General features: G+C 59.9%; 13 protein-coding genes. 7 read left to right on the top strand and 6 right to left on the bottom strand.

Annotated features, from left to right (window positions below; translation table 11 throughout):
• Positions 1 to 2,853, bottom strand: a complete 2,853-nt coding sequence (gene uvrA / locus HMPREF2547_RS08770) for an excinuclease ABC subunit UvrA (protein WP_070605580.1) — start codon at positions 2,851 to 2,853, stop codon at positions 1 to 3.
• A 139-nt stretch (positions 2,854 to 2,992) separates the two neighbouring features.
• Here uvrA and HMPREF2547_RS08775 point away from each other — a divergent pair, with 139 nt between their 5' ends.
• From HMPREF2547_RS08775 to HMPREF2547_RS08790, 4 genes are all read left to right on the top strand, one after another.
• Positions 2,993 to 3,700 (top strand): MBL fold metallo-hydrolase, encoded by a 708-nt coding sequence (locus tag HMPREF2547_RS08775; RefSeq protein WP_070605583.1) that lies wholly within the window; start codon positions 2,993 to 2,995, stop codon positions 3,698 to 3,700.
• 166 nt (positions 3,701 to 3,866) lie between these two features.
• Positions 3,867 to 4,736, top strand: a complete 870-nt coding sequence (locus HMPREF2547_RS08780; protein ID WP_070605585.1) for a DoxX family protein — start codon at positions 3,867 to 3,869, stop codon at positions 4,734 to 4,736.
• Between the two features lie 133 nt (positions 4,737 to 4,869).
• The gene (locus HMPREF2547_RS08785) at positions 4,870 to 7,371 is read left to right on the top strand and encodes a HelD family protein (protein ID WP_070605588.1); all 2,502 of its coding nucleotides are present in this window, start codon (positions 4,870 to 4,872) and stop codon (positions 7,369 to 7,371) included.
• 34 nt (positions 7,372 to 7,405) lie between these two features.
• Positions 7,406 to 8,500: a DNA glycosylase AlkZ-like family protein gene (locus tag HMPREF2547_RS08790; RefSeq protein ID WP_070605590.1), complete on the top strand. Its 1,095-nt coding sequence runs from the start codon at positions 7,406 to 7,408 to the stop codon at positions 8,498 to 8,500.
• 68 nt (positions 8,501 to 8,568) lie between these two features.
• Here the strand turns inward: HMPREF2547_RS08790 and HMPREF2547_RS08795 are convergent, their stop codons facing one another.
• Positions 8,569 to 9,009: a universal stress protein gene (locus HMPREF2547_RS08795; RefSeq protein WP_005511992.1), complete on the bottom strand. Its 441-nt coding sequence runs from the start codon at positions 9,007 to 9,009 to the stop codon at positions 8,569 to 8,571.
• Positions 9,010 to 9,141: 132 nt separating this feature from the next.
• Positions 9,142 to 11,274 (bottom strand): excinuclease ABC subunit UvrB, encoded by a 2,133-nt coding sequence (gene uvrB, locus HMPREF2547_RS08800; RefSeq protein ID WP_070605592.1) that lies wholly within the window; start codon positions 11,272 to 11,274, stop codon positions 9,142 to 9,144.
• A 397-nt stretch (positions 11,275 to 11,671) separates the two neighbouring features.
• Between uvrB and HMPREF2547_RS08805 the strand changes: the two genes are divergently transcribed.
• From HMPREF2547_RS08805 to HMPREF2547_RS08815, 3 genes are all read left to right on the top strand, one after another.
• Positions 11,672 to 12,556, top strand: a complete 885-nt coding sequence (locus HMPREF2547_RS08805) for a DUF559 domain-containing protein (RefSeq protein ID WP_049193954.1) — start codon at positions 11,672 to 11,674, stop codon at positions 12,554 to 12,556.
• 94 nt (positions 12,557 to 12,650) lie between these two features.
• Positions 12,651 to 13,340, top strand: coding sequence for a hypothetical protein (locus HMPREF2547_RS08810; RefSeq protein ID WP_240593373.1), 690 nt, complete (start codon positions 12,651 to 12,653; stop codon positions 13,338 to 13,340).
• 104 nt (positions 13,341 to 13,444) lie between these two features.
• Entirely contained in the window at positions 13,445 to 14,659 is a 1,215-nt protein-coding gene (locus HMPREF2547_RS08815; RefSeq protein WP_070605594.1) for an aminotransferase class I/II-fold pyridoxal phosphate-dependent enzyme, read from the top strand.
• Here the strand turns inward: HMPREF2547_RS08815 and coaE are convergent.
• The 3 genes from coaE to rpsA all read right to left on the bottom strand — a co-directional run bounded on the left by coaE (position 14,592) and on the right by rpsA (position 18,218).
• The gene (coaE, locus tag HMPREF2547_RS08820) at positions 14,592 to 15,233 is read right to left on the bottom strand and encodes a dephospho-CoA kinase (protein WP_069359775.1); all 642 of its coding nucleotides are present in this window, start codon (positions 15,231 to 15,233) and stop codon (positions 14,592 to 14,594) included. The genes HMPREF2547_RS08815 and coaE overlap by 68 nt on opposite strands.
• A 33-nt stretch (positions 15,234 to 15,266) precedes the next feature.
• Complete coding sequence (locus HMPREF2547_RS08825; RefSeq protein ID WP_370548613.1) at positions 15,267 to 16,376, bottom strand: glutathione S-transferase family protein; 1,110 nt, start codon at positions 16,374 to 16,376, stop codon at positions 15,267 to 15,269.
• Positions 16,377 to 16,754: 378 nt separating this feature from the next.
• The gene (rpsA, locus tag HMPREF2547_RS08835) at positions 16,755 to 18,218 is read right to left on the bottom strand and encodes a 30S ribosomal protein S1 (RefSeq protein WP_005510285.1); all 1,464 of its coding nucleotides are present in this window, start codon (positions 18,216 to 18,218) and stop codon (positions 16,755 to 16,757) included.
• Between the last annotated feature and the right edge of the window lie 107 nt (positions 18,219 to 18,325).

Genomic DNA, 18,325 nt, shown 5'->3' on the forward strand with positions numbered 1-18,325 from the left:
CTACTTAAGCAGCGGCTTCAGGTACTGCCCGGTGTGGGAGCCGGAACAGTTCGCGACATCCTCCGGCGTGCCCTCTACAACCACGGTGCCACCGCCGGAGCCGCCTTCCGGCCCCATGTCGATGATCCAATCCGCAGACTTGATGACATCCAAATTGTGCTCAATGACAATGACGGTGTTGCCCTTGTCCACCAGGCCCTGCAACACCAACATGAGCTTGCGGATGTCCTCAAAATGCAGCCCCGTGGTCGGCTCATCCAAGATGTAGACCGTCCGGCCATTGGAGCGCTTCTGCAGCTCACTGGCCAACTTCACGCGCTGAGCCTCACCACCCGAGAGCGTGGTTGCCGCCTGCCCGAGACGGACATAGCCCAGGCCGACGTCGACAAGCGTATTGAGATAACGCGCAATCGACTGAATCGGCTCGAAGAACTCCGCTGCCTCGGAGATGGGCATGTCCAGAACCTCAGCGATGGTCTTGCCCTTGTAACGAACCTCCAGCGTTTCGCGGTTGTAGCGCGCGCCGTGGCAAACCTCGCAAGGCACATAGACGTCCGGCAGGAAGTTCATCTCAATCTTGATGGTGCCGTCGCCCTTACACGCCTCACAGCGGCCGCCCTTGACGTTGAAGCTGAATCGACCGGGCTTATAGCCACGAACCTTGGCCTCTTGCGTCTCGGCGAAGAGGTTGCGGATCTTGTCGAACACACCGGTGTACGTCGCTGGGTTGGAACGCGGGGTGCGACCAATCGGCGACTGATCAACTTGCACCAGCTTGTCCAGCTGATCCAACCCCTCCACGCGGCTGTGTCGACCCGGCACCTGACGAGCACCGTTGAGCTCGTTGCTCATCACCTTGGCCAGGATTTCGTTGACCAAGGTGGACTTGCCGGACCCGGAAACACCCGTAACGCAGGTCAACACGCCGAGGGGGAACTTCACGTCAATCTTCTTCAGGTTGTTTTCGCGAGCGCCCTTGACCGTCACCATGCGCGACTTATCAATCGCACGACGGTTCTCCGGCACCGCCAATACCCGACGACCCGAGAGATACGCACCTGTCAGTGATTCCTCGCAGTCAACGATGCCAGACGGTTCACCCTGGTAGACGATTTGTCCACCGTATTCACCGGCCTTTGGCCCAATGTCGACCAGCCAATCGGCCTCGCGAATCGTGTCCTCATCATGCTCGACCACAATCAGGGTATTGCCCAGGTCGCGCAGGTTTTTCAGAGTCTTGATTAGACGGTTGTTATCACGCTGGTGAAGACCAATCGAGGGCTCATCCAAGACGTAGAGCACGCCAGCGAGCCCCGAACCAATCTGTGTGGCCAGACGAATTCGCTGCGCTTCACCACCGGACAGCGTGCCTGCCGAACGAGACAGGGACAGATAATCCAGGCCAACGTCAAGCAGGAATTTCAGACGAGCCTGCACCTCACGCAGAACACGCCCGGCAATCATTTCCTCGCGCTTGCCCAGAGTCAGCGAATTCAGGAATGCCGAGCCATCGTGAACCGATAGCTCTGTCAGCTCGGCAATATTCTTCTGCCCGAACTCCGCCGAATCCAACGTCACCGAAAGAATCTCCGGACGCAAACGAGTACCGCTACATGCCGGGCACGGCACCTCACGCATGTACCCCTGGAAGCGATCCTTCTGAGAGTCACTCTCTGCCTGCGACAGCTTGCGGTGCAGGTACGGCATCACGCCTTCAAACGGTGCGGTGTACTGGCGAGTACGGCCGTAGCGATTTCGGTACCGCACCGTGACCTTGTGGCTGGAACCATGCAGCAGGGCCTTGCGCTGCGGCGCTGTGAGATCTTCGAAAGGCGTGGTCGGGTCGAAGCTCATCTCGGTAGCGAGCCCTTCGACCAACTTTTCAAAGTACTTCTTGTTCAGCGTCTGTCGCCACGGCGCAATAGCCTCGATCGTCGGCAGTGACGGATCTGGAATGACCAGGTCCGTGTCCACCTCCAGCTTGGTGCCAATGCCGTCGCACTCCGGGCAGGCACCGTACGGCGAGTTAAAGGAAAACGACCGTGGTTCCAGCTCATCGATAGCAATGCGGTGCCCATTCGGGCAGGCCATCTTTTCCGAGAATCGCTGGGTACGACGCGGGTCATCTGCCTCTAGCCCGACTGCGTCGATGACCACGACGCCGTCGGCAAGCAGAAGCGCCGTTTCGACGGAATCGGTGAGCCTGCGCTGCTGCGACTCCTTCACCTGGAGGCGGTCAATAACCACGTCAATGTCATGCTTGACCTGCTTCTTCAGCTTCGGCGGATCCGTTAGGCGATGCATTTCGCCGTCGACGATGACACGCGCGTAGCCCTCAGATGCGAGGCGTTCAAATAGGTCGACGAATTCACCCTTGCGCGTGCGCACGACGGGTGCGAGGACCTGGAATTTGGTGCCCTCCGGCATTTCCATGACCTGATCGACGATCTGCTGTGGAGTCTGTGAGGAGATTACTTCCCCACAGGTCGGACAGTGCGGAGTACCGGTGCGCGCGTAGAGAAGACGCAGGTAGTCATACACTTCAGTGATGGTTCCGACGGTCGAGCGCGGGTTGCGGTTCGTCGACTTCTGGTCGATCGACACCGCCGGCGAGAGCCCCTCAATCATCTCTACATCGGGCTTTTCCATCTGCCCCAGGAACATGCGCGCATAGGAGCTCAGCGACTCCACGTAACGGCGCTGGCCCTCGGCGAAAATTGTGTCAAATGCCAGTGACGATTTACCCGACCCCGACAGACCGGTGAAAACCACCATCTTGTCTCTGGGCAAATCGATGTCAACACCCTGCAGGTTATGCTCGCGGGCGCCTCTGACCACTAGACGTTCAGCCACAGTGGGAAACCTCAATTCGTCGACGATTCACTGCCGACTAGTCTACAGCCCATAACCAATTTTTCGCACATGTGTTCAGAGACTCGTGGTTACGTTGCGCTCCTAGCGCGCCGACGGACACCTCATTACCCTGGGGCGCATGAACGACGACATTACAATCAGCCCCTACTCCAACTCGCCGAGCACGCGCGGCGTTGAGCGCATTGACTACGGCAATGTCACTATTTATAAGACCTCCGTCGGACCGATGGACAACAACGTCTACCTTTTGGTCGACTCCCGCGAGCCCGACAGTTCTCTACTTATCGACGCCGCCACCGACGCCGAGCACCTAATCCGCCTGGTTGAGCACGTCGGCGCGCAGGTGCGCACGATTGTCACCACGCACTCCCACGGCGATCACGTCCAGGCGCTCGGCGAGCTCCTGCAGGCATTCCCTGCCCGCCACATCACGTCAAGCCTCGACGCTGCAGACATTCCCGAACCCGCCGACCAGCAACTCGACGGCGGCGAGACCATTACTTTCGGCCAGGGCATCACGCTTCCCATGTTCATCCTGCGCGGGCACACCAAAGGCGGCCTCTGTCTCGACCTGTCCGCCAAGGAAACCGGCGCGCTTTCCGACGACACCCCGTCACACCACCTCTTCGTCGGTGACAGCATCTTCCCCGGCGGCGTCGGTAAAACGTACTCGCCCGAGGATTTTTCGCAGCTTATCGACGATGTCGAGAGCCGTGTCTTCCACGTCTACCCCGCCGACTCGGTGATTCACCCCGGCCACGGCAAGGACACCACGATCGGAGTCGAGAGCCCCGAGGTGGAGAACTGGCGCGAGCGTGGTTGGTAGTGCTGGATGAGCGCGGCTGGTAGTGCTGGATGGTGCCGCAGCTTCTGAAAAACTTGTCATTCCCGCGACATAAATAGGCCGGGCTGCGTAGGATTAATAGTGAATTACAGCGACCAGATGGCCAAAAACACGGTTTCACCTGGACGACAAAGGAGATGGAATTTAGATGATTCGCAAGTTTGCCCGACCAATGCTGGCCTCGGTTTTCGTTGCCGACGGTGTCGACACGCTGATGAACCAGAAGGATCATGAAGAGGGCGCACGCGACCTGATTGCCCGCGTCCGCTCCGTAACCCCGAACCAGTACAACAAGTACGTGCCAAATAGCGAGAAGCTGGTTGTCCAGGTCGTCGCTGGCACCAAGGTTGCTGCGGGTTCCCTCTACGCTCTGGGTAAGGCCCCACGCCTGTCCGCCACCGCTCTGGTCGCTGCACAAGTTCCGACGATGCTCGCTCGCCACGCATTCTGGGAAACCCAGGATTCGAAGGAGAAGGCGGCTCGCCGCACTGGTTTCCTGACCGACATCGGTTTGCTGGGCGGCCTCTTCCTGGCTACTGCTGACACCGACGGCAAGCCGGGTGTCGCTTGGCGCGCTGAGAAGGCAGGCAAGCAGCTGAACAAGAAGGTTCAGGCTGCCCTGCCGACCAAGTCTGAAACCGAGCAGCGCACTGAGGAAATCAGCGCAGCCTTCGCTTCCGCCGGCGAGAACGTCCGCGAAAAGGCCGGCCTGCTCCGCGACCGCGCTTCTGAGGCCACCGATGGCGCTCGTGAATACGTCGAGGACAACAAGGACGGCTGGCGCGAGCAGCTCACCGACGCCTTCGACACCGCTAAGAGCTACGTCGAGGACAACAAGGACGACTGGATTGCCAAGGCCACCGAGCTCGCTGAGGAAGCGCGCGACTATGCCGAGGACCTGGGCAAGGATCTCAAGAAGGACACTCGCAAGCAGCGCAAGGAACTGCGCAAGCGCGCAGCCAAGGCTTCCAAGGAGGCCAAGAAGTCCGCAAAGAAGGCGCAGAAGCGCCTGCAGTAAGTTTGCTGCCGCAGTTAAAGCGGTATACTTAAACGCTCCCCACGCCACTACGCGTGCGGGAGCGTTTTCATATTTTTATATTCATTCAGCACATCAGTTAGCACTAATTTTGCGATTCGTTGAGGAGACCAGGTTGGCGTCGCGCGCATCCGAGCCCGGGCAGGACCAGACAGGCCGCATTGGCCACACTGGCCAGGCAGGTCTGCCGGACCAGGCAAGTTCAGCACCACAGCGAGAAGAAGAAAGCATCCTTGCTGCCGAACAGGCCTACGTCGACCGTGCGTTCAGCTTCCTCGACCGGGCACGCGAGCGCGACCAAGAGTACCTGCGCCAGGTCATGCTCATCGACGACCCAGACCCGCAAGCCCGCGTTGAACGCGAGGTGGAATACCACCGACTACAGGCTAATCTGGACCGCTACCGCTCAGCCGAGATCGGCCTGGTCTTTGGTCGAATCGATATCGATGACACAGATCCCGACAATCCTTTGGCAGAGGAAGGGCCGGGGGCGACCGTCGATAAGCGATACATCGGGCGAATCGGCCTGTCCGATGAAAACGACGACTACCGCACGGTCATCATGGATTGGCGTGCCGACGGCGCGCGCCCGTTTTACCTGGCCACGACCGCGCATCCCGAGGGAGTCAGCCTGCGCCGACACCTGCGCACGCACGGCCGGAAGGTCCGCAGCATTGACGACGAATGGCTCTCCGGCGAGGAAGCCGACAGCGCACACGAGACCGAAGTTGAAGCGGGCGTCGGTGGCGAATCGGTGCTGCGGGAGGTCATGAATCAAGCGCGCACCGGCCATATGCGCGGCATTGTGGAGACCATTCAGCGCGAGCAGGACCTCATCATCCGCGACTCCACCCGCGGCACTCTGGTCGTCCAGGGCGGCCCCGGCACGGGCAAGACGGCGGTGGCGCTGCATCGCGTCGCATGGCTTCTCTACACCTACCGCGATCAGCTGGCGAAAACCGGTGTCCTCATCATCGGCCCGAACACAACCTTCCTCGACTACATCTCCCGCGTGCTGCCGAGCCTCGGCGAAACGGGCGTGGTGCTGACCACCATCGCCGATCTCTACCCCGGCGTGCGCGGTTCCGACGCGCTTATCGACGGACACAACCCCGAACCCTTGGTTGCGCAGGAAGTTAAGGGCTCGATTGAGATGCTCACGATCCTGCGTGAGGCCGTGCGGGCCTACCAGGAGCTGCCCGCGGAACCTCTTGAGGTCCGGAACGACAACATCACTCTGACCATCACGCCGGAGATGGTGAAAGCCGCGCGGACGCGTGCGCGGAGGACTCGTAAACCCCACAATCTGGCTCGCCCGATTTTCCGCGATCACGTGGTGGAACTGCTGGCCGCACAGATGGCCGAGGTCATCGGTGCCGATCCGCTGGGCGGCGAAAACCTCCTGTCCGTGACCGACATTGCCGATCTACGCGACGAAATCGACGAATCCGGAGCAGTTGCCGACATCCTCGATGAGCTGTGGCCTGCGCTTACGCCCGAGCGGGTGCTGTCGGAGCTGCTGAGCTCTCGCGAGGCCATCGACTACGCCGCCACCGATTACGACGAGCTGACGCGCGAGGCTCTCTACCGGCCGGAAGGCACCGACTGGATGCCTTCCGACGCCCCGCTTCTCGACGAGCTGGCGGAACTCCTCGGCCCAGTTGGTGACGCGGAGGCCGATGAAGAGGATTGGCAGGCCCGCGTCGAGGAAGCGCAGGGCGCGTTGGATACCCTGTCCAGTTCTGCGTCCCAGGATCTTGACGACGGCTTCGAGGCCGAGATCTTGTCAGCGTATGACGTCATCGATGCCGAGGCACTGGCCGAACGCCACCGTGAGCGCGACCTGCGATCCACCGCCGAGCGGGCGGCGGCGGATCGCCTGTGGGCCTACGGCCATGTCATCGTCGACGAGGCTCAGGAACTCTCCGCGATGGCCTGGCGAATGCTGCGCCGCCGCAGCCCCAACGGCTGGATGACCCTCGTCGGCGACGTGGCCCAGACGGGCTCCCCCGCAGGTGCCGCGACCTGGGATGATGTGCTGGAACCCATCATCGGCTCGAGGTGGCATCTCCACGAGCTGACCGTCAACTACCGCACCCCAGCTGAGGTGATGGAGGTCGCCGCCAGCGTCCTGGCCGAGATTGATCCGGAGCTGGAGGCACCGCAGTCGATCCGCGCGACCGGCCGCAAGCCTGTCCAGGCTCGCACCGTGACGGAGGCTCTGGCGCATGTGGAGCAGGTTGCGCAGCCGGACCGCCTGGTCGCTGTGATCGCGCCCGCCGAGTTGCTCGAAGCCACGCGCGCGGAGGTGCGGGATTTTCTCGGTGGTGGAGCTGATGGAGATGGTGACCCTGATGGTGCTGGCGGGGCTAGTGCCGCCGATGACGCACCTGCTACTCGCCCCAGCAAACTCACCAACTGCGCGGTCTACGACATCACGACCTCAAAAGGCCTGGAATTCGACGAGGTCATCGTCGTTGCGCCCGACCAGATTGTGGCGCAATCCCCACAGGGGCTACAGGACCTGTACGTTGCACTGACTCGTGCGACCCAGGGGCTAATTGTTGTGGCGCCTCAGCAGTCAGGCGTTTTGCCGGAGCTGCAGTGGTTAGAATGACGAGGATAGTGCCGTACAGAATGAGTGAGACATAATGTCCCAAAACTATCTACCTCAGCTAGCTGAACTTCGCGCACGCCGTCTCATTGCCCAGGGGTTAGCTGCAAGTCAAGCACGCAGCGATTGGAATACAAACCTCAAGTCGCCTGCATTATCAGCAACGCATGGCATGGTTGCTCTGCAAGGACAGAATTATTCGAACGGTGTTGATGCCATCGCCTTGCGCAGTGGCAGCACCACCGACGATGTTTTAGCAGCCATTTCTTCTTACGACATCGTTCGCTGTTGGTCGCAACGAGGCACCCTGCACTTTGTTTCAGCGCAAGACGCGCGAGCAATTATGAGGTTGACGAATCCGCGCATCGAAAAGGCAGCAGCAAGACGTCGTACGACACTCGGGCTTTCTCAAGATGATGTGCAGACCGCAAGGGCAGCATTTCATTCCGAATTGCGCTCACGTGGCCTGTCCGACCCGCTGACTCGGACTGAAGCCTATGAGGTTTTCGCAGATCATGGAATAGACCCCACGGAACAAAGAGGTCCTCACCTACTGCGCACATTCGGCGGCGAAGGCGCTGTCGTCCAAGGGCCACGAAAAGGATCCGAAGGTACCTTCGTCCTGCTTGCCGACGTAACGTCCAAAGACGGCCTCTCAGCAAATACCACAGAGGGCTCCAGCACAGAACACTCAGCTGAATCCACGCTGGCCGACATTGCCTGGCGCTATGTTAATTCCCGCGGACCTATCTGTGTAGCTGACTTCGCGTGGTGGCTGGGGCTGACGAAAACTCAAGCGAAAAAGGCCCTTAAGCTTATCGATCACTTAATAGTTCCTTTCTCCCTCGATTCCTCTGCCTCTCCGGACGCGCCAACTGGCACAGAATTCATCGGCGAAAATCTCGCGCAAAATGAGTACTTCATGCCGACATGGCAGCAGAACGTAACTGAAGCCGAGCTTGAAGCCGCGCTTTCACTGACGCTTCGACTGCCCGCTTTTGACGAGTACCTCATGGGCTACGGCAGCCGCACCGAAATTCTTCCTGAATCCCTTCGCAACCAGGTCTTAACCAGAAACGGAATTAGCTGGCCTTTTGTAGTTGAAGAAGGGATTATCACCGGCCGGCAATAGAAAAACCGGCACCTCAACTAAGAGATGCCGGTTTAAAGCGAAAGCTAAACTACTAGCTCACCGTTTTGTTAGCTCACAGTGTGAACAATCATGACGTCACAGTCCGACTGACGAGCAACATCAGCCGGCACGGAGCCCAGCAGACGACCAGTCAGCGAGTTAATACCGCGGTTGCCAACCACCAGCAGGTCAGCGCGACGGTCAGTGACCAGAGACATCAGAGCCTCAACCGGGGAGCCGGAACGAACCTCGGTCTCAACCTTGGTAGCGCCGACGGCCTCTGCGGCCTCCTTAGCAGCAGCCAGGTTCTTCTGAGCCGGGTCATCACCGAGGACCTGAACCGAATCCTGGCGCAGGGTCTTGGACGCATCCTCTGCAGTCTCGTAGTAAGCGCAGCCGATAACCAGGGTGGCATCGAAAGCCGCGGCAATCGAGGCAGCGCGCTCTACTGCGAGCAGCGACGACTTAGAACCATCCGTGCCGACAACAATGGTCTTGTAATCACTCATGAAAACTATCCCTCACTGTGGAAGTTGCATTAAAACAGTTCATCGTGCGTAACGCCGTCGTTGCCCCGAACCCACTGGCCAGAGCCACTTTCGCGAATACACTGTTTTACTTCCCACAACAGTAGCAAAAAACTACTCGACACCGGCCTCAATCATCCCCTTAAGTTCCTTCTTGAGGTCGAAAATCTCATCGCGCAAGCGCCCCGCGAGCTCGAACTTCAACTCTCGCGCAGCCGCGGCCATCTGCTCCGACAGGTCCGCGATAAGCGCCTCGAGCTCCGCCCTCGGCATCTGCTTACCGCTGGCACCATCGGCCGCGCCCGAGCCGTCGGCACGCGAGAGCAGCGCATCAGCGGCCGCACCGGTCTTGCCTTCGTAATCGGTGTCAGCGTTGTCGTAGACCTGATCCAGAATGTCCGCGATCTTCTTGCGCAGCGGCTGCGGATCGATGCCATGCTCAGTGTTGTAAGCAATCTGCTTTTCGCGGCGGCGCTCCGTCTCGTCGATGGCGAACCGCATGGAATCGGTGATCTTGTCGGCGTACATGTGCACCTCGCCGGAGACGTTTCGCGCGGCACGACCAATCGTCTGAATCAACGAGCGCTCCGAACGCAGGAACCCCTCCTTGTCGGCGTCGAGGATTGCCACCAGCGAAACCTCGGGCAAGTCCAGCCCCTCGCGCAGCAGGTTAATACCGACCAGCACGTCGTACTCGCCGAGACGCAACTGCCGCAGCAGCTCAACGCGTTTGAGCGTATCCACATCCGAATGCATGTACCGCACCTGCACGCCATTTTCGAGCAGGTAGTCGGTCAGATCCTCCGCCATCTTCTTCGTCAGGGTTGTGACGAGAACGCGCTCGTCACGCTCGGTGCGCTTTCGGATCTCGCCGATCAAATCATCGATCTGCCCCTCAGTAGGCTTAACGACGATCTTGGGGTCCACCAGCCCAGTCGGACGAATAACCTGCTCCACATACTCGCCACCGGTCTTTTCGAGCTCATAGTCACCCGGCGTTGCGGACATGAACACGACCTGGCCCACGCGGGCATCGAATTCGTCGAACGTCAGCGGGCGGTTATCCAACGCCGATGGGAGGCGGAAACCGAAGTCGACGAGGTTGCGCTTACGGGAGGCATCGCCCTCGAACATGCCGCCAATCTGCGGCACGGTGACGTGCGACTCATCGATGATGGTGAGGAAGTCCTCCGGGAAATAGTCAATGAGCGTCGCGGGGGCCGAGCCCGGCGCGCGACCATCGATGTGGCGCGAGTAGTTCTCAATGCCGGAGCAGAAGCCGACCTGTTCAATCATTTCGAGGTCGTACTCCGTGCGCATGCGCAGACGCTGTGCTTCCAGCAACTTGCCCCGGTTTTCCAGATCCGCCAGGCGTTCGGCGAGTTCGGCCTTGATGTCCGCGACGGCCCGTTCCATCCGCTCCGGGCCTGCGACGTAGTGCGTAGCTGGGAAGATGCGCAGCTCAGGGACTTGGTCGATGACGTCGCCTGTGACTGGATTGAGGTAGTACAGCGAATCAATCTCGTCGCCGAAGAACTCCACCCGCACGGCCTTTTCTTCGTAGGCCGGGATGATATCGACCACGTCACCTTTTACTCGGAAGGTGCCGCGGGTAAAGGCAATGTCATTGCGGGCGTACTGAATGTCCACCAAAAGGCGCAGGAACTGGTCGCGGTCGACTTCCTCGCCCTCCTTCAGCCACACCGAACGGTCGAGGTATGACTGCGGGGTACCCAGGCCATAGATGCAAGAAACAGAGCTGACGACGACTACGTCGCGACGCGACAGCAGCGCTGAAGTAGCCGAGTGGCGCAGGCGCTCCACGTCCTCGTTGATGGAGGAATCCTTTTCAATATAGGTATCGGTCTGCGCGATGTAGGCCTCGGGTTGGTAGTAGTCGTAGTACGAAACGAAGTACTCGACCGCGTTGTTTGGCAGCAGGCTGCGGAGCTCATTGGCCAGCTGGGCCGCAAGCGTCTTGTTCGGTGCCATGACGAGGGTTGGCCGCTGCACCTTTTCGATCAACCACGCTGCGGTGGCTGACTTACCGGTGCCCGTGGCACCCATCAGGACTACCTCGCGCTCGCCTCTATCTAGGCGCTCCGACAGTTCCGCGATTGCCTGCGGCTGGTCGCCCGAGGGCTCGAACTCGCTGATGACCTCGAAGGTTCCCTCAGCGCGCTCGACTTCACCGACGGGACGGAACTCCGAGTGTGCGAGGACGGGTTGCTCTGCTGCAAATGCCATAGTTCCCAGCGTAGCGAAGGCTGTCTTGAAAGCGGCTGGTTACGTTACTTCCTGGGGCTTTGGGCTGTCCAGGGCTAGGGTCCAGAGCCTAGGAGCGGCTGTCGAGTTCCGGACCAACATTAAAATCGGTACAGATTTGGACAAGGCTGGCATAAAGTCGGTGCCAGGCCAGCAAAGGCGGGTTCCGCTTCACCAGCTGGCCCTTAGTGCGCATGGACTGACTCCTGGTGAAGCGCAAGCCGTCTTATCGATGGTCCGCGGCTGCGGCTGCGAGGCTGCAAGGCTGCAAGGCTGCGGGAGGCCTGGGTTATCCACACCCTGAAAGTTGTCCACAGATTGGACGTGGAGCCTCTCTCACAGAAAATCCCCTGGGCCGAAAAAGCTTAGAGTCCCGACCATGGGAAGTTTCACCACGGCCGAGTTGCGTGCACTCGGCATCGGAGAGAAAAAGACCAGAGCCCTCCTACAACAAGGCAGGCTAATTAAATTGGTACGTGGCCTCTACATTGACGACCACTCTCCCGCCTCAGTCGCCCGAGCAATCACGGGGCATTACAAAAGCATTGCGCTAACCGGTAAAAGCGCAGCTCAAATCCACTTGAGACTTCCCCTGACACTTCCTATCCAGGCAGAAGGCGCGGGATCAGTTCAGGCCGAGACCTTCTCCATTAGGCACAGCCGCCTACCGTCCTACACCAGCATCAATGGCCTCCCAGTTGTCGAAGCACTCTGGGCAGCACGAGCTTCAAAAGACTATGCACGCAGAATCCTGGAAACACACTACGCCGGCCGGGACGGCGAGAAGCGACTCAACCACGACCTCAGCCGGATGCGGAAAGTTCCCGCCTGGCTGCGTGAAACCATCGCCACCACGCCAATCGGCTCATGCAGCGAACTCGAGCGCAAGCTGGCCCGTCCACTAATCAAGCGCGGGTACCGCATCCGAATGAACCAGTACATCGGCCCCTACTGCTTCGACATCCTGCTTGACCAGTGGAAAATAGCTATCGAAGTCGACTCAGAGACGTACCACGCTAACGAGGACTCGTTCATCGCAGATCGCTGGAAGGCCAACTCCGGCACGCTGCACGGCTGGATAGTCCTGCGGTTCACAGACTCATGCATCAATTGGAATCTCGACAGTGTCCTCGACGAAATCGAGCAGGCAATTCGATGGGTGCAAAAGCGCCGTCCCCGCGTGGACTATAAACCAGGATGGCCTGCCTGTCAGAAAGTTTGGGAATGGAATCCAACGGTTGGCTACGCCAATAAGCAGCGATAAACAGCCGATATCGCGAGATAAACAGCCATCCACTTGCCAAATTGTTATTTATTTTGTAATGAAAACTGACCGAACAGCAACTAGCCTGGCGCCTATGAACACTTCGCGCCGCACACCAGTCCACACGCCCGCTACGACTCGCCCAGGTTCCACCACTCGAAAAGCAACCTCACACCGAGCCCTTGTGGCCGGCATCCTCGCTACCACCGCATTGGCTTTCACCGCCTGCTCAACACAGGAAACTGAAGCAGCGCCCGAATCTGCTGCTCCGGTTGAAACCACTACCGTTACTCAGACCGAGGATGGCGTGTCTGACAAGAGTTCGGGCAACACGCCAAACCCAACCGGTTCTGCACCGGACCAGGGAGGCGATACATCGACGGCGGAGACTGGTGGCGCGTCGACGTCGTCAAGCGAAAGAGGCGACAACGGCGACGGGAGCCGGCTTCGTCAGGACATGACCGCTGAAATCTACAACAACCCCTCGCCGGGATCTACCTTCATGGCGGCCGGCGAACAGGCAACCACCTGCATCTACGGCGATGGGTACGGCCTCAACCTCATCGCGGCGGGCCCGAATACCAGCTGCGACTTTGCGAAGGCCGTTTTCAACCAGCAGACCGAGGGGCTTAACGCCTCGGAGGACAATATCCGCGACCACCTGCAGCCAAACATCAAGGCCAAGAGTCCCGCGACCGGGAAGACCTACGACCTCAGCTGCAGCACACAAGACGACGTTGTCGTGTGCACCGGCGGCAACAACGCGAAGATTTACATGTACTAGCGCACCAGGTGGCGGTCGGCAGTCGGTGCAACTGCTGGCCGCCAGCCGCGATTCGCCGATGGGGAATCGCAACAAGCCCGCAAACTCCCGCCTACAGTGAAACCATGACAGTTTCCCGCTTGCGCCCCTTCGGCGAGACCATCTTCGCCACCATGTCCCGCCTCGCTACCGAGCACGAGGCAATCAATCTTGGGCAGGGCTTCCCGGATTGGGATGGGCCGGACGAGGTGCTCGCGGAGGCGCGACATCAGATAGCTGGAGGAAACAACCAGTACGGCCCCGGCCGCGGTATGAAGGTGCTCCGTGATGCCATCGTCGCCGATCGCGCCCGCCGCACGGGGCAGGTCTACGACGCCGACGCCGAATGCCTCGTCACGGTCGGCGCCACGGAGTCGATTGCCGCCACCGCCTTGGGGCATCTCGAACCCGGCAGCCACGTCATCGTCATCGAGCCGTACTACGACTCGTACAAAGCCGCCATCGCACTGGCTAACTGCACATATACCGCGGTGCCGCTCATCCCCGCAGCTTCCAGTACGGCGCGCTCCTGGTCGCTCGACCGCAGCGCGCTTGCCGATGCCGTCACCGCTAAAACGGCCATGATCATCATCAATTCGCCGCACAACCCCACCGGCACCGTCCTCACGGACGAGGACTTGCAGGCCATCGCCGATGTCGCCATCGCAAACAATCTACTTGTGCTTGCCGACGAAGTCTACGAACGCCTGTACTTCAACGGATTGTCACACTCTTCCATCAGCGCTCTGCCCGGCATGCGCGAGCGAACCATTGTCGTGTCCAGCGCCGCAAAAACCTTCAACGTCACCGGATGGAAGATCGGCTGGGCGCTGGCCCCGACCGAACTACTCGATGGCGTCGTCAAGGCCAAGCAGTTCTTGAGCTATGTCGGCGCCACTCCCCTTCAGCCCGCAGTCGCCCGTGGCCTGCAGGAATGTGCCCCATGGGTGGACGAGCTGGCGGGTCAGCTCGAGGGCAACATGCGGCTCCTCGCCGATGGGTTGGAGGGCCTTGGCGCCGACGTCTTCACGCCGCAGGCAGGGTATTTTGTCGTCGCTGATGTCTCGAGCTGGGGGCTTGGCGACGCCCTGGAGACCTGCACCCTGCTGGTCAAGGAATGCCGCGTCGCAGCCATCCCCGTCACCGCTTTTGTGGATGACCCGGAGTCAGAAAAGTACCGCTACCTGGTGCGGTTCGCTTTCTGCAAGCGCGCCGAGGTGATTGAGGAGGCTATCATCCGGCTGCGGGATTATCTTGCTGCCCGGCCTGCAGCTGGCGAATCTGATTCAGCGGCTGAATAATCCGCTCCCAAATCCGGTCGACCTGGCGCACGAGGTCCTCCTCGGTGCCTGAGTTTTCCAGAACCACGTCGGCGAACTGCAGGCGCTTGTCATCGCTGATTTGCTTAGCGATGCGCTGCTTCGCATCCTCTCGGTCTACACCGCGGCTTTCCACCAGACGGTCGAGACGGACCTCCACCGGGGTATGCACAACTACGACGAGGTCCTGTGCTTCCGACTGCCCCATTTCAATCAACAGCGGAGAGTCAAAAACAATGATGGCGTCACCTGCCGCGTTGAACTGCTCTTCGGTGCGCTGCTCAATACGCGGATGGGTGATGGAGTTCAGCAGCTCCGTCTTCTCCGCGGATACGAAGGCCCGCTTCGCAAGTTCGCCGCGGTTGAGGGAGCCGTCGTCAAGCAAAATGCCCTCGCCGAAAGCTTCGGCGAGTTCGGCCAGCGCCGGTTCCCCGGGTTCGACGACATCGCGAGCGATCTGATCAGCGTCGATGATGACAGCACCGAGCTCGGCAAACCTACGGGCGACCGTAGATTTCCCACTGCCCATGCCACCGGTTAGTCCTACTTTGAGCATGTCTCTAAGGGTACGTGGACACGCCCCCGCACGTTAGTGCTTTACGACGAGATCCTCGATGCGGTGACCCTCTTCAACGGGATCTGGGTTGACTGGGGCCGGGGCGGTGCCGTTACCGAATGGGCTGCCACCAAGGGCCTCACGGCCGTGCGGCTGGAGCAGGTCAGAGAGCTCCGGCCCCTTCGGGACAATCCCTAAAGGATTGAGGTCGCGGTGGACCTCGTAGTAATGGCGCTTGATATCGACGAGGTCAGTGGTGTCGCCGAAGCCCGGAGTCTGGAAGAGATCACGCAGGTAGTTGTATAGAACCGGCATCTCGGAAATCTTGCTCCGGTTGCACTTGAAGTGGCCGTGGTAGACGGCATCGAAGCGGATCAGGGTCGTGTAAAGGCGAATGTCGGCCTCAGTGATGTGGTCGCCCATGAGGTAACGGCGGGTCTCTAAGCGCTCAGAAACCTTGTCTAGGGCATCGAACAGCCGGTCGTAAGCCTTGTCGTAGGAGTCCTGCGAGCCTGCGAAACCACAGCGGTAGACGCCGTTGTTGATCTCGGTGTAGATGAACTGCATAAGCTCATCCATTTCCTCGCGCATCTCCACCGGGTAAAGATCCGGGGCGCCTTCGCGGTGGAACTCGGTCCACTCGGTAATGAAGTCCAAGGTGATCCAGGGAAAGTCATTGGTCACGACCTCGCCCGACTCGATCTCGACGATGGCCGGAACAGTAATGCCACGCTGGTAGTCCGGGAAACGCTTGAGGAATGCCTCCTGCAGGCGCTCGTAGCCGAGTACTTCATCGCGGCCACCTGGGCCTTTGTCGAATGTCCAGGAGCGGGCATCGTGCACTGGCCCTGGAATTCCGACTGAAATTGCATCTTCCAAGCCGAGCAACCTGCGAACAATAAGCGTGCGGTGTGCCCATGGGCACGCGCGAGCCGCGATGAGGCGGTAGTGACCGGCTTCAACGGGCCACGTCTTAATTCCGTCGCCTACCTCGCGACCGTTCTTAACAATGCGGTCGTTGATATAGCGGGTGTCGCGGTTAAAGTCCTTACCCTCCTGCGAGTACACACCGCCTGTGGAGTGGGAGGAATCCTCTACGTGATTAGCGTTATCTACCTGTTTGGCTTCGTCCTTTGTTGTCATGTCACCATTCATATGGGTAGAGAGACGGGCTGTCAACGGCAGTAAGGGCAGCCAGAGCCACCAAAATCGACAAGGCCACCAGGACATTAGGGCCCTTAGGGCCAATAGGACGGTTTGCGCTTCGCCAGCAGCCCGTTACTGTGCAGCAAGCCACTTCTGGTGAAGCGCAAGCCCGCTTTAGGCAACAGCGGCGCCACCTTTATGGCCCAAAGCCCCAACACCAGGACCAAAAATGCAGCAAGCCCCCAAGCCGCCGCTATAAGAACAAGGCCGAGCAGGTGCCCGTCGTAAAGCAAAGAAGGCACGAAAAAGCCCCAGCGAGGAAAACCTCGCCGGGGCAATTTCTCAAAGGGACGTGTAAGCCCTTAGCGGTCTAGCTTAGTTGCCAGCCAGCTTCTCGCGCAGAGCAGCGAGCTGCTCGTCGGAAGCCAGGGTGCCGCCTGCATTGTCTGCAGCCGGTGCGGCCGGAGCAGCCGGAGCTGCCTCGCCGGACTCGGAGGAGTAGTTCGAAGCGGTCTCTGCAGCCTCGGCAGCTGCAGCGCGGTGACGCTCGATCTGGGCAGCGTGCAGCTGGTGGTGACGCTCTGCCTCTGCGTAGCGAGCCTCCCACTCGGCGCGCTGAGTCTCGAAGCCCTCCATCCACTCGTTGGTCTCCGGGTCGAAGCCCTCCGGGAAGATGTAGTTGCCCTGCTCGTCGTAGGAGTCGCCCATGCCGTACTTGGTCGGGTCGAACTCTTCGGTGAAGTCCTCGTCAGCCTGCTTGAGGGACAGGGAGATACGACGACGCTCGAGGTCGATGTCGATGACCTTGACCATGACCTGCTCGTCGACGGAGACGATCTGGTCCGGAACGTCGATGTGGCGGGAAGCCAGCTCGGAGATGTGAACCAGGCCCTCGATGCCCTCCTCGACGCGGACGAACGCACCGAACGGAACCAGCTTGGTGACCTTGCCCGGAACAATCTGGCCGATTGCGTGAGTGCGGGCGAAGACGCGCCACGGATCTTCCTGAGTAGCCTTCAGGGACAGGGAAACGCGCTCGCGGTTCAGGTCGACCTCGAGAACCTCGACGGTGACCTCGTCGCCAACCTGGACAACCTCGGACGGGTGGTCGATGTGCTTCCAGGACAGCTCGGAAACGTGAACCAGGCCGTCAACACCGCCGAGATCGACGAATGCGCCGAAGTTGACGATGGAGGAAACGACACCCTTGCGGACCTGGCCCTTCTGCAGCTGGTGCAGGAACTCGGAGCGGACCTCAGACTGGGTCTGCTCGAGCCATGCACGGCGGGACAGAACGACGTTGTTGCGGTTCTTGTCGAGCTCGATGATCTTGGCCTCGATCTCCTGGCCGATGTACGGCTGGAGGTCGCGGACACGACGCATCTCGACGAGGGAAGCCGGCAGGAAGCCGCGCAGGCCGATGTCGAGGATCAGGCCGCCCTTGACGACCTCGATGACGGTACCGGTAACCGGTTCGTCGTTCTCCTTGAGCTGCTCGATGGTGCCCCAAGCACGCTCGTACTGAGCGCGCTTCTTGGACAGGATGAGGCGGCCTTCCTTGTCTTCCTTGGTCAGGACCAGCGCGTCGATCTCATCGCCAACTTCGACCACTTCGTCAGGGTCGACATCGTGCTTGATGGACAGTTCGCGGGAAGGAATGACACCTTCAGTCTTGTAGCCGATGTCGAGAAGAACCTCGTCGCGGTCAACCTTAACGACGGTGCCTTCAACGATGTCACCATCGTTGAAGTACTTCATCGTCGAGTCGACAGCGGCCAGGAAATCCTCAGCGGTGCCAATGTCGTTGATGGCAACCTGAGGGACGTTAGAAGTGGACATATAAGATGTGCTCCGAAGCGGATAGAAATCGAAAAACGGACAATTTCGGCCTTGCCTCTCAAAGAAACCCCTGGACAACCGGGCCAAATCCGCTTTCGGCGAATCTC

The organism is Corynebacterium sp. HMSC055G02 (genome assembly GCF_001809065.1).
In the GTDB taxonomy this organism is placed as follows: Bacteria; Actinomycetota; Actinomycetes; order Mycobacteriales; family Mycobacteriaceae; genus Corynebacterium; species Corynebacterium jeikeium_D.